Raw genomic sequence first — 17277 nt, 5'->3', positions numbered from 1 at the left:
TCGCGGGCGATGGGATTCAGGGGGCGGCGGCCGGCGCCGTCGCCTCCAGGCGCTTCAGCCGGGCCTGGAAATCAGGCAGCAGCAGTCGATTGCCATAGCCGCTGAGATGATCGCCATCGAAGAACAGCGGCTTGCCCTCGCGGGTCGGCAGGCACTGCTCGCCGGGGCACAGCAGCGGCATCGGATCCCAGATCGACGCCCCCGGCAGCGCATCCGCCACCTGCTGCAGGCCGGTCAGCACCGGCGCACGCAGCTGCTCGATCTCGCTGCGCGGCACAGTCATGCCATTGACGCAGATCGGGTTGTGCCGGTTGAACACATCCGAGCAGCGGTACGGCGGCGCGGGCAGTACCGGCTTGGGCGCTTCCAGCACGATGTGCACGCCGCGCTCGGCCAGCGGGGTGAGCTGAGCAATCCAGGACGCGACCTCGGCCCGGCGACCGGCATCGGCCGCCTCGCTCAGATGTTCGGCACGTACCTGCGCGATATCGAACACGGTGTACTGCTCGGACAGACGCGGCAGCCGCAGCCCGGCCAGCAACACCACATCGCCCGGCTGCGCACGGGCCTGGATATCCTCCAGCACGTTGCGCACATACGCATCACACGCCGGATTGGGGCCCTGCCAGGCACGCAACCCGACCAGCGCACAGCCCCCGCTGCCGTACAGCCGGATCGTTGCGCCATCCAGCACGGCCAGGCGCTGCAACATCTCGTGGTAGGCCAGCGCATGCGAATCACCGGCCACGAACAGCTGGCGCGTGGAGGCGGCGCGTCCCGGGCACTGGCCGCGCTCGTACAGGCGTGCCTGCCCGCCCTGCACCGGCACGTTGCTGACCCGCACGCGGCAGTCCGGGATTTCCTTCTTGAGCCCCTTGGCATAGGGATACCAGTCCAGCGGGGCGCGGCTGACCACGCTGAGCGAGGTGTACTGCTGGGTCTTGACCAACGCCGTCTGCAGCCCGGCGCCAAGCACCAGCGCGGCCACCCCGACCGCGACCCAGCGTGCGTTGCTGATGCGCCAGCGTCCGCCATGCCGCAGGGGCTGTTCCACCCAGCGCCAGGACAGCCAGGACAGCAGCGCCACGCACAGCAGTGCGGCCGCGCCGGTGGCCACCGTCTCAAGGCCCACCGTCCAGCGGAACAGCACGAAAACCGGCCAGTGCCACAGGTACAGCGAATAGGACAGGCGGCCGATCGTCACCATCGGCGTGGTCGCCAGCGCGCGGCCGATCCAGCCCCCTGGCGCGCGCTGCAGCAGACCAAGCAGGCCCAGCGTGCCCAGCACCGGCCAAAGCCCGTCGATCCAGGGCGAATGACCCGGACGCGCGGACCACAGCCCATAGCCCAGTGCGCCAACGCTGAGCAGCAACAGCGGCGAGCGCCAGCTGATGCCGCGCGGCGATGCCGTCAGCGGCGTGAACCGGCCGCTGAGCGACAACACCTGGAACAGCAGCACGCCAGCGCCCAGCTGCCAGAACCGCGTGGTGGTCAGATAGAACGCATCGATCTCATGGCCGCCCTGGCGCGCACGGAACACCGCATACCCCAGCGATGCCGCGACCGCCACGCCGAACAGCCCCAGCGATACCCAGCGCCCGCGCGGGCCTTTGGCCCAGGCCAGGAACAACAGGGGGAACAGCAGGTAGAACTGCTCTTCCACGCCCAACGACCAGGTGTGCGTGTACGGGTTGAATTCGGTGCGCGGTGAGAAGTAATCGTTGCCGGTACTGGCCAGCACCCAGTTGCTCAGCCCGACGAAGGCCATGCGCCCGGTCTTGTCGCTGGTTTCGCTGAGCCACGATTCGGGAATCAGCAGCGCGCTGAGCATTGCCGTGAACAGCAGGCAGACCACCAGCGCCGGGGCGATGCGGCGCATGCGGCGCGCATAGAAACGGGCCAGCCCGGCCCAGCCGCTCACCGCCGGCAGGCGATCCACCGAGGCACTGACCACGAAGCCGGAGATGACGAAAAACACGTCCACGCCGGTGAAGCCGCCGGGCAACCAGCTGGCCTTGAGGTGGTAGAGGATGACCGCCAGCACTGCGATCGCACGCAGGCCATCGATGTGCGGGAAATACCCGGGACTGCGTTCCTGCATGGCCCTGCTCCTGACATGCAACGGGCGCCTGCCGGCGCCCAGTGCATTCAACAATGGTGGCGTCGGCTTACCAGACCAGGTCGTCCGGCACCTGGTACTGCGGATCGGCGTACGGATCTTCGCCAGCCGGTGCATCCGGATCGACCTTCAGCGCCACCGACGGTGCGAACACCGCTTCGGCCTCGGCCAGCACGGCGGCAGTGACCAGCACGTACCGGCCGTTCTGCTGCAGCACACCAAGCTCACCGGCATTGAGCGCCTTGAGCTGATCGGCGGTGACGTAGATACGCTTGATCTTGCCGCCGTACGGGAAGTGGCGCGCGATGTCGGCTGCTTCAGCATTGAGAGACTTGCCTTCCAGCAGGACCTCCAGCTTGGCCTTGGCCTCGCGGCGGATACGCGCCTCTTCCTGCTTCAGGCGCTCGGCCTCGATGCGGTCGTCCTTTTCCTTCTGCGCACGGATCGCATACGCCTTGGCGAGATCGATATCCTCGCGCGAGCGCGGCTTGCCAGGCGCGCCCTGCGGCGGGCGGGCGCCGGCAGGACGGCCCTTGCCCGGTGGACGGCGATCACCGTCACGCGCGGGCCGCTGGCCCTCGCCGGGCTTGCCGGCCGGGCGTGCGCCCTGCGGCTTGCCGGCCGGTCGGCCATCGCGGCGCGCATCGGGCCGACGGTCCGGCTTGCGGTCGTTGGTTCGTTCGGGTTTGGGCGCGGCTTTGAAGCCAAGGCCCAGCAGCTGGTCGCGGAGAGTATCGCTCATGACGTCAGATCAGTAATGCGGAGGCGGCGGCTCTTCGGCCGAATCGGAATACAGCGCAGTGCGGACCTTGCCGAGGTCTTCAAGCAGGATGCGGGTCAGGTCGGCATTGCGATTGCCTTCCATGCGTGCATCGGCCAAGGCCTCGCTCAGTTCGGCCAGCGCCTGCTCCTGGAAGGAGACGCGCATTTCCAGCTCGATCAGGCGTGCTTCCAGTGCCTGTTCGCGCTCGGAGGGTGTGGACTCATGCATTCAACGAACGTCCCCGGCCAATGCCGTAGTAAGCCAGGCCCGCGGCTTCGATTTCCTGCGGGTCGTACAGATTGCGGCCGTCGAACACGACCGCATCGCTGAGCATCTCACGCAGGCGGATGAAATCCGGGCTGCGGAACTGCTTCCATTCGGTGACCACGACCAGCGCATCGGCGCCGTCGAGGGCGTCATAGGCATCATCGCAGAACACCAGGTCATCGCGCTCACCGAAGATGCGGCGCGCTTCGTCGGTCGCTTCCGGATCGTAGGCGCGCACCCGGGCACCGGCTTCCCACAGCTGCGCCAGCAGGCGGCGGCTGGAGGCTTCGCGCATGTCATCGGTGTTCGGCTTGAAAGCCAGGCCCCACACCGCGAAGGTCTTGCCGCGCACGCCTTCATCCTCGCCACGGTCGTAGTGGCGCTGGATCAGCGCGTACAGATGGCCCTTCTGATGTTCGTTGACGGCTTCCACCGCGTTCAACAGCTTGGGCTCATGGCCGTACTGCTGGGCGGTCCGGGCCAGGGCCTGCACATCCTTGGGGAAGCACGAGCCGCCGTAACCGGCGCCGGGATAGATGAAGTGCCAGCCGATGCGCGGATCCGAGCCGATGCCCTGTCGGACCTGCTCGATGTCGGCACCGACCTTCTCGGCGATGTTGGCGATTTCGTTCATGAACGAAATCTTGGTCGCCAGCATCGCATTGGCCGCGTACTTGGTGAGCTCGGCCGAGCGCACGTCCATCTCCACCACGCGGTCGTGGTTGCGGTTGAACGGCGCATACAGGCGGCGCATCAGCGCGACCGAGTCGGGATTGGACGCGCCTACCACGATGCGGTCCGGCCGCATGCAGTCGGCGACCGCGTCACCTTCCTTGAGGAATTCGGGATTGGAGACCACGTCGAACGCGATCTCCACGCCGCGCTCGGCCAGCGCCTGGGCGATGGCCTCACGGACGTTGTCGGCCGTGCCTACCGGCACGGTCGATTTGTTCACCACCACCACCGGCGCGGTGATGTGCCGGCCGATGGTGCGGGCCACGGCCAGCACGTACTGCAGGTCGGCACTGCCGTCCTCGTCCGGTGGCGTGCCCACGGCAATGAAGATCACCTGGCCATGCGCGATCGCGGTGGCGGCGTCGGAGGTGAAGACCAACCGCGACGCAGCGTGGTTGGCCTTGACCATCGGCTCCAGGCCGGGCTCATAGATCGGGATGATCCCGTTGTTGAGCCCGTCGACCTTGGCCTGGTCGATGTCGACACAGATCACCTGATGGCCAACCTCGGCCAGGCAGGTACCCGTGACAAGACCGACATAGCCGGTACCGAAAATCGCAACGCGCATGGGCGGTGGGGCTCCAGATCCGTTACGGCAGAACGTTCAGCAGCTCGACGTCGAACGTCAGCGTCGCGTTCGGACCGATCGGACCACCCGGGGTGCCCTGCTCGCCATAGGCCAGCTCGCCCGGAATCCAGAAGCGGTACTTGGAGCCGGTCGGCATCAGCGACACGCCTTCGGACCAGCCCTTGATCACCTGGTCCAGGCCGAACTCGATCGGCTGGCCGCGCTGGTAGCTGCTGTCGAACACGGTGCCGTCGAGCAGCTTGCCTTCGTAGTTCACGCGCACCTTGCTGGTCGGCATCGGACGCTCGCCCGAACCCGGACGCAGCACCTGGTACTGCAGACCCGAGGCGGTGGTCACCACGCCCGGCACGGTCTTGTTCTTGGCCAGGAAGTTGTTGCCTTCCACGCGGTTGGTACCGGCCTGGGCGGCGGACTTGGCGTCCATCTCGGCCTGCTTGCCCTTCATGAAGCCTTCCAGCGTGGCCTTGGCCTGCTCGGCGGTCATCTTCGGGGTGCCGTTGTTGAAGGTGGTGCTGACCGCATCGAACAGCGCGTCCAGGTCCAGATCGTCCTTCAGCGGCGCCAGCGACGGGCCCACGGCGAAGCTGCCCAGCATCAGGCCGACCTTCTCGCGGTCCACCTTCGGCGGCGCGGTGCCCGGGGCAACGCCCGGAACCGGCTGGCCGCTCTTGGCCATCACGGCCTGGCGCAGGGCGGCGTCGGTCTTCTGCGCCTCTTCCTGGCTGATCAGCGGCTGCTTGCCTTCAAAGGCATTCGTCACGCCGCGGCGCAGGGCGGCCAGGTCGATCTCGCTGGAGATCGGACCGAACGAATTGGCGACATCGATACCGATGGCGTAGCCAAGCTTTTCGCGTTGGGTATTCAAAGTGGAAGTCTCCTTGACAGCCGCGCGGGCGGCTGGTTGTTGCGACATCGCGGTACCGGTGGCACCCATCGCCAGAATCAGAACCGACGCCGCGGCGCCGCGCATTCCCATCTTCATTCGCTGCATTCCTGGAAGTGACTGGACGCCGACGTCGGCGCGAAAGCAACCATTGTCGCACGCGCGTCCGAGATGTCGATATCGTCAGTGCTTGTTGGCCGTGACAGACAGTTCACGTTCGATCGCCGCGACCAGTTTCGGATCGTCCGGCGTGACCTTGCTCGGGAACTGCGCCACCACCCGGCCATCGCGGCTGATCAGATACTTGTGGAAGTTCCAGCCGGGCGACACGGCCGTGGCCGTGGCCAGGCTGCGATACAACGGCGTCGCCTCCGGCCCGGTGACGACCACCTTCTGGAACATCGGGAACTTGACGCCATAGGTCAGCGTGCAGAACTCCTGGATCTGGGCTTCGTCACCCGGCTCCTGGCCCTTGAAGTCATTGGACGGGAAGCCCAGCACCGAGAAACCACGCGCGGCGTACTTTCGCTGCAGCGCTTCCAGGCCTTCGTACTGCGGGGTGAATCCGCACTTGCTGGCGGTGTTGACCACCAGCAGCACCTTGCCGCCGTACTGCCTGGCCAGATTGACCTCGCCCTTGCCGGCCAGCGGGCGATAGCTCACATCCAGCAGATCGGCCGCCTGGGCAGAGGCGCCCACCAGCAGGCCGGCCGCCAGCAACAGCACGGACCACCGCGCCCGGCGCGGAATGCGGCCGCAGCGGATGGGCGACAACAAAGACACGTGATGCATCGCGACACTCCAGAGTGGGGAAGAACGAAGGCCTGAATGCGCCCGGCGAGGGCGGCCAGGACGGCGGCGGGCACTATATCACCGGTGTTTTTGCCGCCGGACGCCGTTGGTCCGCCGGCAGGACGCCTCGCCGCAATGCGCCGTGGCCGGGCACGGCCCCGTCGATGCTGCCCGCCGCATTCAGCGCCGTTTTGCCGCGTCTGGCGGTGTGGACCGACAGGCCAACCTCACCGATTCGATCACCTGAATACGGCGCCCACTTGCCATACCATTGACATCAATGAATGTGCGCTGGCCCGCATCGGCAGCTCACGTGCAGATATATGTCTTTATATTCAATAACTTGGGAAACCATGGAGGCTGTCACACGCCCCCTGCCATCAGTTGGGTTGCTCGCCCTGTTGATCTTCGGCGTGCCGGTGTTATAGTTGCATACAACACCAGTCACCTAGACAGGGGAAGCCCATGAACCGCATGCGCCACCACCACGCCGCCAAAGCCGTCACCGCCGCCTCGGCGTTGCTGCTGCTGGGCTGGTTCGGCATCCCTTCCGGTGACGCTGGCAGCCCTGCCAGCGCCAATGTGTTTGAAGGCCCGCAGGACGCAGGCGTCATCGAGGCAGGGACCGCCGACGGCGCCCCCACGCCCCCCCGCCGGCTGCACAGCTCCCTGTCCATGCCTTACTTCTCATTCGCGCAGTCGCTGAACCCACGGAGCTGACCATGAGCGATATTCAATGGAGCGATGGTGCTCCGATCTACCGCCAGCTGAAAGAGCGCGTGATCGCCATGATGCTTGACGGCATCATCAAGCCGGGCGACGCCCTGCCTTCGGTCCGGCAGGTTGCCGCCGAGTACCAGCTCAATCCCATCACCGTTTCGCGCGCCTACCAGGAACTGGCTGATGAAGGCCTGGTCGAGAAGCGCCGCGGCCTGGGCATGTTCATGACCGAAGAAGCGGCCACGCAGCTGCGCAGCAGCGAGCGCGACCGGTTCCTCAATGAAGAATGGCCGCTGGTCCTGGAACGCATCCAGCGCCTGGGCCTGAACCTCGACGAATTGCTGCCCCAGGGGAAATCCTCATGAATGCCGTTGCAAGTGATGTCGTCATTTCCGCTCGAGGCCTGCGCAAGGCCTATAAACAGACCGTGGCACTGGACAACACCAGTTTCACGATCGCGCCCGGCCGCATCACCGGCCTGATCGGCCCCAACGGCGCCGGCAAGACCACCCTGCTCAAGGCGCTGCTGGGCCTGACCTCGGTGGAAGGCGAGCTGCGCGTGCTCGGGCTGGACCCGACCGTACAGCGCAACGCCCTGATGAACGATGTGTGCTTCATCGCCGACGTGGCGGTGCTGCCGCGCTGGATGAAGGTGCGCGAGGCCATCGATTTCGTCGCCGGCACCCACCCGCGTTTCGACCGGGCGCGCTGCGAACGCTTCCTGGCCTCCACCAAACTGCATCCCAAGCAGCGCGTGCGCGAACTGTCCAAGGGCATGATCGTGCAGCTGCACCTGGCGCTGGTGATGGCCATCGATGCCAAGGTCCTGGTGCTGGACGAACCGACCCTGGGCCTGGACATCCTGTACCGCAAGGAGTTCTACCAGCGCCTGCTGGAGGACTACTTCGACGAGCAGAAGACCATCATCGTCACCACCCACCAGGTGGAAGAGATCGAGCACATCCTCACCGATGTGATGTTCATCCGCGATGGCCGCATCGTGTTGACCACCGACATGGAAGACATCGGCGAACGCTATACCGAAGTGCTGGTGTCGGCCGATGCGGTGGAGGCCGCACGCGCGCTCAAGCCGATCGACGAACGTGCCCTGCCCTTCGGCAAGACCGTGCTGCTGTTCGACGGGGTGCCACGCGCCCAGCTCACGCCCCTGGGCGAAATCCGCAGCCCGGGGCTGGCGGATCTGTTCGTGGCCATCATGAAGGGAACCTACGCATGAACACCGTCAACCATCCCATCAGCAAGGCCAGTGCGTTCAAGTGGCTGCTCAAGCGTGAGTACTGGGAAAACCGCGGCGGCTTCCTGTATGCGCCGGTGATCGCCGGCGGCATCTCGCTGGTGATGAGCCTGCTCGGCATCGTGTTCGGCCTGGTCGCCATGCACCGTGCGGTCAAGAGCGGCGGCATCCACATCGACAACGAAAGCGTCAACATCAACGGCCTTGACCTGAGCCTGCTGACCAGCAAGCTCGATGCCAAGGACCTGCACGACCTGGCCAATGGCCTGGACCTGACCCTGATCCTGAGCTCGGGCTGGCCGCTGATCGTGCTCGCCTTCGTGGTGTTCTTCTACTGCCTGGGCGCCCTGTACGACGACCGCCGCGACCGCAGCATCCTGTTCTGGAAATCGCTGCCGCTGTCGGATACCGCCACGGTGCTGTCCAAGGCCGTGAGTGCGCTGCTGATCGCCCCGATCATCGCGGTGATCGCCTCGGCCCTGACCATGCTCGGTTTCCTGGTGATGATCTCGATCGTGGTGATCGCCCACGGCGGTGATCCGATGATGCTGATCTGGGGCCCTGCCAGCCCGCTGACCATCATCGCCGGCCACCTGTCCTGGATTCCGGTCTACCTGCTCTGGGCGCTGCCGACCGTTGGCTGGTTGCTGCTGTGCTCGGCCTGGGCCAAGACCAAGCCGTTCCTGTGGGCGGTGATGCTGCCGCTGTTCGCCGGCATCATCGTCAGCACCACCAAGGTGATGACCCTGTTCGACCTGACCGGCGGCTGGTTCTGGAAGCATATCGTTGGCCGCCTGCTGCTCAGCGCGGTCCCGGCCAGCGACCAGTTCTACCGCGGTGAGTCCATGTTCAGTGGCAACGGCAACATGGACAACCTGGTCAACGAACTGGGCCCAAGCCACCAGCTGGCCGCCCTGGCCATGCCGGAACTGTGGATCGGGGCTGCCGCCGGCGTGGTGTTCCTGTTCCTGGCCATCCGCCTGCGCCGCCGCGCTGGCGAAATCTGATCCCCCGCCCTTCTTCGAGGAGCCACCCATGATCCGCAAGCTCGCTGTTGCTTCCCTGTTGCTGCTGCCGCTGACCGCGCTCGCCAATGAACCGCAGTGCAAGTTCAACGAACCGCGCGACCTCAAGCTCGACCTGGCCGGTGCCAAGGCCGTGGTGTTCGAAGTGAACCAGCACGACCTGGTGCTGCAGGCCGGCCCCGGTGCGGCCCAGCTCGGCGGGCGCGCCTGCGCCTCCAACGCGGACTGGCTGCGCCAACTCACGGTCACCCAGCAGAAGGTCGGCGACAAGCTCGTCGTCCGCCTGCAGCGCGAAGGGCGCAGCCTCACCATGAGCGGCAGCAGCTATGCCTACCTGGACCTGCGCGGCACGGTGCCGGACACGCTCCTGGTCCAGATGAAGGTCGGCTCCGGCGATGCCAGCGTCAGCGGTGCGCATTCGCTCAGCGCCGATGTCGGCTCCGGGGATATCAAGCTGGAGAACATCAAAGGGCTGGTGACCGCGGCAGTCGGCTCGGGCGATGTCATCCTCGATGGGGCCGGTGCACTGAACCTGCTCTCGGTCGGCTCGGGTGATTTCAAGGCCCGCAACGTACGCGGCGACGCCAAGGTCGGCACCATCGGCTCGGGCGACTTCGAGCTGGATACCGTCGGCGGCAATGTCGAGATCGGCGTGGTCGGCTCCGGCGACACCGACGTGCGCCAGGCCAAGGGCAACGTGCGGATCGGCACCGTCGGCTCCGGCGATACCGAGCTGCGCGACATCGGCGGCAGCGTCACGGTGGAACGCCATGGCTCCGGCGATGTGACGGCCCGTGATGTCGGTGGCGACCTGCGCGTCGCCAACAGTGGCAGCGGCGATATCCGCCACAGCAATGTACGCGGCCGGGTTGAACTGCCGCGCGGCAAGTAAGCCTCTTTACCCTCAACGGATACGGACCATGACAACTCGACTGCTGCTGCCTGCCCTGCTGTTGTGCCTGCCCATCGCAGCCTGTACCGCCCCGGACAGCGGAAAGGGCAAAGCCCCCGCCGACCAGAGCGCCGCCGCCCCGGCCACCAGCGCGCTGGATACCGACAGCATCGGCAAGACCGTGCAGGAAGCCACTGACAAGGCCCGCCGGGAAATCGCCCAGGGCAACATCTCCATCTCCAATGGCAAATCTCCCAAGGCCGAGATCAGCCCCCAGGGCGACCTGCTGATCGATGGCAAGGCGGTGCCGGTGGATGCCCACCAGCGTGCGCTGCTGCAGGACTACCGCAAGCAGGTCGAGTCGCTGGCCAGTGCGGGCATGGAGATCGGCGTGGCCGGCGCCAATCTCGGCGTGAAGGCGGCCGGTGAGGCGATCAAGGGCATGTTCTCCGGTGACACCCAGGGCATCGAAGCGCGGGTGAACGAGGAGGCCAGGAAGATCGAAGGCCAGGCCCAGAAGCTGTGCGGCCTGCTGCCCGGGATGATGGCCAGACAGCAGGCGCTGGCGGCCGCGCTGCCGGCCTTCCAGCCCTACGCGACCATGGACCAGAAAGACATCGACGACTGCGGCAAGTAAGCGGCCCCTGCCTGCGACGATGCGTCGCAGGCAGGCCCTTCCCGGCGCCAGGGGACTACAATCTGCGTTCCCGCCGCACGCGTTGTTGCCTGCTCATGAAGAAGCTGAGTCTGTTGCTGTTCGCCCTGTTCTGCCTCGTCGCCACCGGTTGCGACCAGGAGTACCGCAATCACCGCGCCGAGCGCAGCAAGCCGAAGATCACCGTCAGCGACGGCATGGTCACCGTGCGCCGCGCACCTGCGCCGAACATCATCATCCTGCCCAACGGGCACATGAAGATCGATGAGATCGAGATCCCGCTCAACGAAGAGCAGCAGGCGATGCTGCAGGGCATGTTCGGCCAGTTGCAGGTGCTGCGCCAGAACACCTTGACCGATGCTCCGCCGGACCCGGCCAAGCGCTCGGTGAAGATCCAGGTGCCCGATGGCATGCAGCCGATCCCGCCGGACCTGACCACGAAGATTCCCGAATTCAAGGATTACACCGAGACCTTCGGCAATCTGCAGGCCGACCGCCACTGACTGAGCCCCGCAGCGGCCGGCAGGCCCCTGGGCAAATGTCCCCCGTCCGCCGCCTGGCAGCGACGACCTCCTCCTTGATTTTGCCCTGGGGCCGACGGCCGCTACGGGGCTCACGCAGAAAAAAACGGGCCATTCGGCCCGTTTTTCGTTTCAGGTAGTACGCGCGCTCAACCGCCCCCGCCGCCGCCGGCGTGGATGCCACCAGCGGTCAGCGCGGCCGGATCGAGCAGCTTGCGCAGTTCGGCCTCGGACAGACCGCTGTCTTCCTTGGCCACCTCCAGCACCGGGCGCTGTTCCTTGTAGGCACGCTTGGCGATCGCGGCGGCTTTCTCATAGCCGATGATCGGGTTCAACGCGGTCACCAGGATCGGATTGCGGTCCAGTGCCTCGCGGACGCGATCCTCGCGCACCTTCAACCCGGCGATCGCGGTATCGGCCAGCAGGCGGGTCATGTTGGCCAGCAGATTGATGCCATCCAGCAGGTTCGCGGCGATCAACGGCAGCGTCACGTTCAACTGGAAGTTGCCGGTCTGGCCGGCCACGGTGATCGCGGTGTGGTGGCCGATCACCTGGGCGCACACCATCACGGTGGCTTCGGGAATCACCGGATTGACCTTGCCCGGCATGATCGAGCTGCCCGGCTGCAGCGCCGGCAGTTCGATCTCGCCAAGTCCGGCCAGCGGACCGGCATTCATCCAGCGCAGGTCGTTGGCGATCTTGATCAGTGCCACCGCCAACGCGTTGAGCTGGCCGGACAGTTCAACCGCATCGTCCTGCGCGGCCAGGCCTTCGAACTTGTTCTCGGCGCTGTCGAACTTGATGCCGGTCTGCTGCTTGAGCTGCCTGGCCACCTGCACGCCGAAACGCGGGTCGGCATTGATGCCGGTGCCGATGGCGGTGCCGCCCAGCGGCAGCCGACGCAGGCGCTTGAGGCTGTCTTCGATGCGCTCCTGGGCAGAGGACAACTGCGCCGACCACGCACCGAATTCCTGTTCGAAGGTCAGCGGCATCGCATCCATCAGATGGGTGCGGCCGGTCTTGACCACCTTGCGCAGCGCGCGGCCACGCTTGTCGATAGTCTTGCGCAGGTGCACCAGCGAAGGCAGCAGCTGCTCATGCACGCCCAGCAGCGCCGAAACGCGCAGCGCGGTCGGGATCACGTCGTTGGAGCTCTGCCCCTGGTTGACGTGATCGTTGGGATGCACCGCGGTCTTGCCCGCCTTGCCGGCACGGTTGGCCAGCGTGGCGATGACCTCGTTGGCATTCATGTTCGAGGAAGTGCCCGAACCGGTCTGGTACACATCGATCGGGAAGTGCGCGTCATGGCGCCCATCGGCGACTTCGGCAGCGGCCGCTTCGATGGCCTTGCCGATGTTGCGCGGCAGATGGCCCAGCTCGACGTTGACGTTGGCCGCAGCCCCCTTGACCAGGCCGAGCGCGCGGATGAAACCGCGCGGCATGCGCTGGCCCGACACCGGGAAATTATCGACGGCGCGCTGGGTCTGCGCGCCCCACAACGCATCGGCGGGCACCTGCAGTTCGCCCATGCTGTCGTGTTCAATCCTGAAACCCTTGCTCATTGCTTCAACTCCGCACATCTTTCGTGGATGAAAGGGAACCTGCGGCTGGCAACGGGCCTGATTCCCTGGCTGGCGGCTCTGATCACGATACTCCCAAGCACCGTTGAAACCCAACCACGCGGTGGATCGGCTAGACTCGGGATTCGTTTTCATTCAGACAGACTGCCGCCCCCATGGGTGACGATCCCGACAGTAGTACCGGGCGTGCGAGCGCGCACGCACCGATGACCGCCCTCGCCGCCCTGGCGACCGCGGGTGCCATTCCGCTCCAGGCAGCAGCGCTGCGGGGCCGCGGATGATCGGCAATCTCCTGCTTCTGCTGCTGGCCCTGCTGCTGGTGGTACTCAACGGCTTCTTCGTGGCCGCCGAGTTCGCCCTGGTGAAGCTGCGCCATACCCAGGCCGTCGGCCTGGCCGAGAACCATGGCTGGCGGGGGCGGCTGCTGCTCAACGTGCACTCGCACCTGGATGCGTACCTGTCGGCCTGCCAGCTGGGCATCACGCTGTCCTCGCTGGGCCTGGGCTGGGTCGGTGAGCCGGCCTTCGCACACCTGCTGCAGCCGTTGTTCGACACCTTGGGGCTGACCCCGGAAGCCTCGCGCCTGACGTCCTTCATCATCGCCTTCAGCCTGATCTCGTTCCTGCACATCGTGTTGGGCGAACTGGCGCCGAAATCGATGGCGATCCGTCGCCCCGAGGCGATGTCGCTGTGGACGGCCGCGCCGTTGTACCTGTTCTATTGGGCCATGTACCCGGCCATCTGGCTGCTCAACAACAGCGCCAATGCGCTGCTGCGCCTGGCCGGCTGGGGCGATGTGGAGCACACCTCGCACCGCTATTCGCGCGAGGAGCTCAAGCTGATCGTGGGTCGCCAGCAACCGGTCGGCAGTGCGCCGGACCAGGACCTCACCTTGATGAGCCACGCGCTGGAGCTGCCCGAGCTGGTGGCCGGCGACCTGATGCGCTCCCGCGACCACATGCGCTCGTTCCGCGAAGGCATGCGCCTGGCCGACGTCATGGCCGAGTTCGCCGAAAGCCGCTACAGCCGCTACCCGTGGTTCGACCGCGATGGCGAGGAAGTGCTGGGCATCCTGCACATGAAGGACCTGCTGGTCGAGATCGCTCGAGGCAATCCCACCGACGACCTGCGCCCGCTGCTGCGCCCGGCCAACCTGATCGCGCTGGAAACCCCGGTACCGCTGGTGCTGGAGCGCTTCCGCACCGGCACCACCCACCTGGCGCTGTGCGTGGAAGAACATGGCCGCATCCTGGGCTATTTCACCCTGGAAGACCTGCTGGAAGTGGTGGTCGGGGATATCGAGGACGAACACCCGCATATCGTCAAGGACGCCCCCACCCGTGGCGCCGACGGCACCCTGCTGGTGGCCGGCTCGACCTCGATCTTCCGGCTGGAGCGGCTGCTGGGGCACGACCTGAGCGCGCCTGACCACCTCAATTCGGTCGGCGGGCTGATCGTGCACCAGCTCCAGCGGCTGCCCGAGGAAGGCGAGCAGCTGGAGATCGACGGGCACCAGTTCACGATCAAGCGCATGGCCGGGCACCGGATCCAGGCCGTGACGGTGCGCATGGCACAGGCCGAGGACGCCGGGGCAGCGTAGAATGGCGGCCCCCGCTGCCACCGATCTGCGCCCTGCCATGTCCGAATTCGCCCTGCTCGCCCTGTCCCCGCTCGATGGCCGCTACGCCGGCAAGGTCGACGCCCTGCGCCCGATCTTCTCCGAATACGGCCTGATCAAGGCCCGCGTGAAGGTGGAAGTGGAATGGCTGCTGGCACTGGCCAATGAGCCGGGCATCGTCGAACTGGCGCCGTTCTCGGCTGCCGCCACCGCGCGCCTGCGCGCCTTGGCCGACGACTTTGCCCCGGCCCACGCCGCGCGGGTGAAGGAGATCGAGCGCACCACCAACCACGACGTCAAGGCCGTGGAGTACTTCATCAAGGAGCAGCTCACCGCCGATGCGGAGCTGGGCCCGGCGCTGGAGTTCGTGCATTTCGCCTGCACCAGTGAAGACATCAACAACCTCAGCTACGGGCTGATGCTCGAGCAGGCCCGCCGCGAAGTGCTGCTGCCCTCGCTGGACAACATCGCCGGCGTGCTGCGTGCCCTCGCCCATGCCCAGGCCGCCCAGCCGATGCTCTCGCGCACCCATGGCCAGACCGCTTCGCCGACCACCCTGGGCAAGGAAGTGGCCAACGTCGTGGCCCGCCTGGAGCGCCAGCGCCGCCAGATCGCCGCCGTCGAACTGACCGGCAAGATCAATGGCGCGGTGGGCAACTACAACGCGCACGTCATCGCCTACCCGGACGTGGACTGGCCGGCCTTCGCCCAGCGCTTCGTGGAAAGTCTCGGCCTGGTGTTCAACCCGTACACCACCCAGATCGAGCCGCACGACAACGTCGCCGAGATCGGCGATGCCGCGCGCCGCGCCAACATCATCCTGATCGACCTGGCGCGCGACGTCTGGGGCTACATTTCGCTGGGCTACTTCAAGCAGAAGCTCAAGGAAGGCGAAGTCGGCTCCTCGACCATGCCGCACAAGGTCAACCCGATCGACTTCGAAAACGCCGAAGGCAACTTCGGCATCGCCAACGCCCTGTTCGAGCATTTCAGCGCCAAGCTGCCGATCAGCCGCTGGCAGCGCGACCTGACCGACTCCACCGTGCTGCGCGCGGTCGGCACCGCCTTCGGCCATACCCAGGTCGCCCTGGACTCGCTGGCCAAGGGCCTGGGCAAGCTGACCGTCAATCCGGAACGCCTGGATGCCGACCTGGACGCCGCATGGGAAGTGCTGGCCGAAGCGGTGCAGACCGTCATGCGCCGCCATGGCCTGCCCAACCCGTACGAACAGCTCAAGGCGCTCACCCGCGGCCAGGGCATCACCACCGAATCGATGCAGGCCTTCGTTGAATCGCTGGACCTGCCCGCCGACGCCAAGCAGAGCCTGCGCGCCCTGACCCCGGGCGGCTACATCGGCCTGGCAGCGGACCTGGCCAAGGCGATCTGAAGGCATGGGCGCCGCCCTGCTGCGCCCCCGAACTACCGTCTACACGCTCCAAGGATCTCCCCCATGGCCGCACGCAAGATCAAAACCCCCGTCATCGAAATCCAGGCCCGCCCCGGCCTGCCGCTGGGCATGCCCGCCGCTACCTTCCTGCGCGATTACTGGCAGAAGCGCCCGCTGCTCATCCGCGGCGCCTTCCCCGATTTCGAGACCCCGGTGCAGCCCGAAGACCTCGCCGGTCTGGCCTGTGAAGAAGGCGCGCTGTCGCGGCTGATCACCCACGACCGCGCCACCGATGGCTGGACCGTGCGCACCGGCCCGTTCCAGGAAGAAGAATTCCCCGGCATGCCGGACCACGACTGGACCCTGCTGGTCCAGGACGTGGACAAGTGGGACGCCGACGTGCGCGCCCTGATCAGCCACTTCGATTTCCTGCCGCGCTGGCGCATGGACGATGTGATGATCAGCTTCGCCGCCACCGGCGGCTCGGTCGGCGCCCATGTGGACCAGTACGACGTCTTCCTGCTGCAGGCTTATGGCCACCGCCGCTGGCAGATCGACGCCAGCGAATCCATCAAGGGCAAGCGCCCGCCGCTGGACTTCCGCGACGACGTCGAGCTCAAGCTGCTGCGCCGCTTCAAGCCGACCCACGACTGGGTGCTGGCCCCGGGCGACATGCTCTACCTGCCGCCGAACGTGCCGCACAACGGCGTTGCCGAAGACCCCTGCCTGACGTTCTCCTTCGGCATGCGCGCCCCGGCCTCGGCCGAACTGATCAGCGACTACCTCGATACCCTGATCGAGGGCGCCGACGAGTCCATCCGTTACCAGGATCCGGACCTGAAGGTGCCGGAGGATCCGAACGAGATCGACGTGGTCTCCATGAACCGCGTCGTCGAAGCGCTCAACGCCATCCGGATGAACGATCCGGACAAGCTCGGCGACTGGTTCGGCCGCTTCATCACCACCTACCGTGCCGCCGGGGAAGTGATGGCGCAGGGCGAACCGCTGCCGCGCGAAGAGATCGAGGCTGCCCTCGCTGCCGGCGTGGAACTGCATCGCCATCCCTGGGCCCGCCTGGCCTGGCGCCGTGCCAAGCGTGGCGCCAGCCTGTACTGCAGCGGCCTGGACTTCGCCCTGCCGGTCAAGGATGCCCAGGCGCTGGCCGGCGCCGAACAGATCGACGCGGCGCTGTACCAGAAGCTCTCGGCCAAGGGCCGTGATGCCGTGCAGGCACTGGTCGCCGGCGGCTTCTACCAGCTGGTGGAAGACACCGGCCTGGAGGACGAAGACGACTACGTTGCCGAGTACGATATCGTCGACGGCACCGAGGCAGTCGACGTGGTCGATGACGAGGCTGTCGAGGCCGACGTGCACGAGGTGACCATCCATGACGACGGCATCGAGGTGATCGTCGATTTCGACGACAGCGACGAGACCGACGGCAAGGACGAGCCCCAGCGCGGCTGACCGCCCCCG

Annotated in this window: 17 protein-coding genes; 10 read left to right on the top strand and 7 right to left on the bottom strand. The window is 66.4% G+C overall.

Annotated elements, in window-relative coordinates:
- Positions 1–16: 16 nt before the first annotated feature.
- The 6 genes from POS15_RS04435 to POS15_RS04410 form a co-directional block, all read right to left on the bottom strand.
- On the bottom strand, positions 17–2101 hold the full coding sequence (locus tag POS15_RS04435) for an acyltransferase family protein (RefSeq protein ID WP_284129057.1): 2085 nt from the start codon (positions 2099–2101) through the stop codon (positions 17–19).
- A gap of 67 nt (positions 2102–2168) precedes the next feature.
- Complete coding sequence (locus tag POS15_RS04430; RefSeq protein ID WP_019185949.1) at positions 2169–2861, bottom strand: DUF2058 family protein; 693 nt, start codon at positions 2859–2861, stop codon at positions 2169–2171.
- 9 nt (positions 2862–2870) lie between these two features.
- The gene (locus POS15_RS04425) at positions 2871–3110 is read right to left on the bottom strand and encodes a SlyX family protein (RefSeq protein WP_019185948.1); all 240 of its coding nucleotides are present in this window, start codon (positions 3108–3110) and stop codon (positions 2871–2873) included.
- Positions 3103–4452 carry a UDP-glucose/GDP-mannose dehydrogenase family protein gene (locus tag POS15_RS04420; protein WP_070425477.1) on the bottom strand — a complete coding sequence of 450 codons (1350 nt, stop codon included), beginning with the start codon at positions 4450–4452 and terminating at the stop codon, positions 3103–3105. Before POS15_RS04420 ends, POS15_RS04425 begins: the two co-directional genes overlap by 8 nt.
- A 22-nt stretch (positions 4453–4474) precedes the next feature.
- On the bottom strand, positions 4475–5455 hold the full coding sequence (locus POS15_RS04415) for an FKBP-type peptidyl-prolyl cis-trans isomerase (RefSeq protein ID WP_019185946.1): 981 nt from the start codon (positions 5453–5455) through the stop codon (positions 4475–4477).
- A gap of 84 nt (positions 5456–5539) precedes the next feature.
- Entirely contained in the window at positions 5540–6148 is a 609-nt protein-coding gene (locus POS15_RS04410) for a glutathione peroxidase (protein ID WP_284129056.1), read from the bottom strand.
- A gap of 465 nt (positions 6149–6613) precedes the next feature.
- Between POS15_RS04410 and POS15_RS04405 the strand changes: the two genes are divergently transcribed.
- From POS15_RS04405 to POS15_RS04375, 7 genes are all read left to right on the top strand, one after another.
- Complete coding sequence (locus POS15_RS04405; protein WP_026070209.1) at positions 6614–6868, top strand: hypothetical protein; 255 nt, start codon at positions 6614–6616, stop codon at positions 6866–6868.
- Between the two features lie 2 nt (positions 6869–6870).
- Positions 6871–7233: a GntR family transcriptional regulator gene (locus POS15_RS04400; RefSeq protein WP_019185943.1), complete on the top strand. Its 363-nt coding sequence runs from the start codon at positions 6871–6873 to the stop codon at positions 7231–7233.
- Positions 7230–8105, top strand: a complete 876-nt coding sequence (locus POS15_RS04395) for an ABC transporter ATP-binding protein (protein ID WP_019185942.1) — start codon at positions 7230–7232, stop codon at positions 8103–8105. Before POS15_RS04400 ends, POS15_RS04395 begins: the two co-directional genes overlap by 4 nt.
- Complete coding sequence (locus POS15_RS04390; RefSeq protein ID WP_019185941.1) at positions 8102–9130, top strand: hypothetical protein; 1029 nt, start codon at positions 8102–8104, stop codon at positions 9128–9130. Before POS15_RS04395 ends, POS15_RS04390 begins: the two co-directional genes overlap by 4 nt.
- A 28-nt stretch (positions 9131–9158) precedes the next feature.
- Positions 9159–10040 (top strand): DUF4097 family beta strand repeat-containing protein, encoded by an 882-nt coding sequence (locus POS15_RS04385; protein WP_070470545.1) that lies wholly within the window; start codon positions 9159–9161, stop codon positions 10038–10040.
- Positions 10041–10068: 28 nt separating this feature from the next.
- Entirely contained in the window at positions 10069–10677 is a 609-nt protein-coding gene (locus POS15_RS04380) for a DUF2884 family protein (RefSeq protein ID WP_019185939.1), read from the top strand.
- Between the two features lie 95 nt (positions 10678–10772).
- Positions 10773–11198, top strand: coding sequence for a hypothetical protein (locus POS15_RS04375; RefSeq protein ID WP_046273903.1), 426 nt, complete (start codon positions 10773–10775; stop codon positions 11196–11198).
- A gap of 167 nt (positions 11199–11365) precedes the next feature.
- Here the strand turns inward: POS15_RS04375 and POS15_RS04370 are convergent, their stop codons facing one another.
- Positions 11366–12778, bottom strand: coding sequence for a class II fumarate hydratase (locus POS15_RS04370; protein ID WP_284129055.1), 1413 nt, complete (start codon positions 12776–12778; stop codon positions 11366–11368).
- Between the two features lie 295 nt (positions 12779–13073).
- On the opposite strand from POS15_RS04370, the gene POS15_RS04365 reads away from it, so the two are divergent.
- From POS15_RS04365 to POS15_RS04355, 3 genes are all read left to right on the top strand, one after another.
- Positions 13074–14396 carry a hemolysin family protein gene (locus tag POS15_RS04365; protein ID WP_019185936.1) on the top strand — a complete coding sequence of 441 codons (1323 nt, stop codon included), beginning with the start codon at positions 13074–13076 and terminating at the stop codon, positions 14394–14396.
- Positions 14397–14433: 37 nt separating this feature from the next.
- The gene (gene purB / locus POS15_RS04360; RefSeq protein ID WP_026070207.1) at positions 14434–15801 is read left to right on the top strand and encodes an adenylosuccinate lyase; all 1368 of its coding nucleotides are present in this window, start codon (positions 14434–14436) and stop codon (positions 15799–15801) included.
- Between the two features lie 63 nt (positions 15802–15864).
- On the top strand, positions 15865–17268 hold the full coding sequence (locus POS15_RS04355; protein ID WP_284129054.1) for a cupin domain-containing protein: 1404 nt from the start codon (positions 15865–15867) through the stop codon (positions 17266–17268).
- Positions 17269–17277: the final 9 nt, after the last annotated feature.

This window comes from Stenotrophomonas sp. BIO128-Bstrain (assembly GCF_030128875.1).
GTDB lineage: Bacteria > Pseudomonadota > Gammaproteobacteria > Xanthomonadales > Xanthomonadaceae > Stenotrophomonas > Stenotrophomonas bentonitica_A.
Note: the sequence above shows the minus strand (reverse complement) of the source record. Positions and strands in the feature narration are given on the sequence as shown.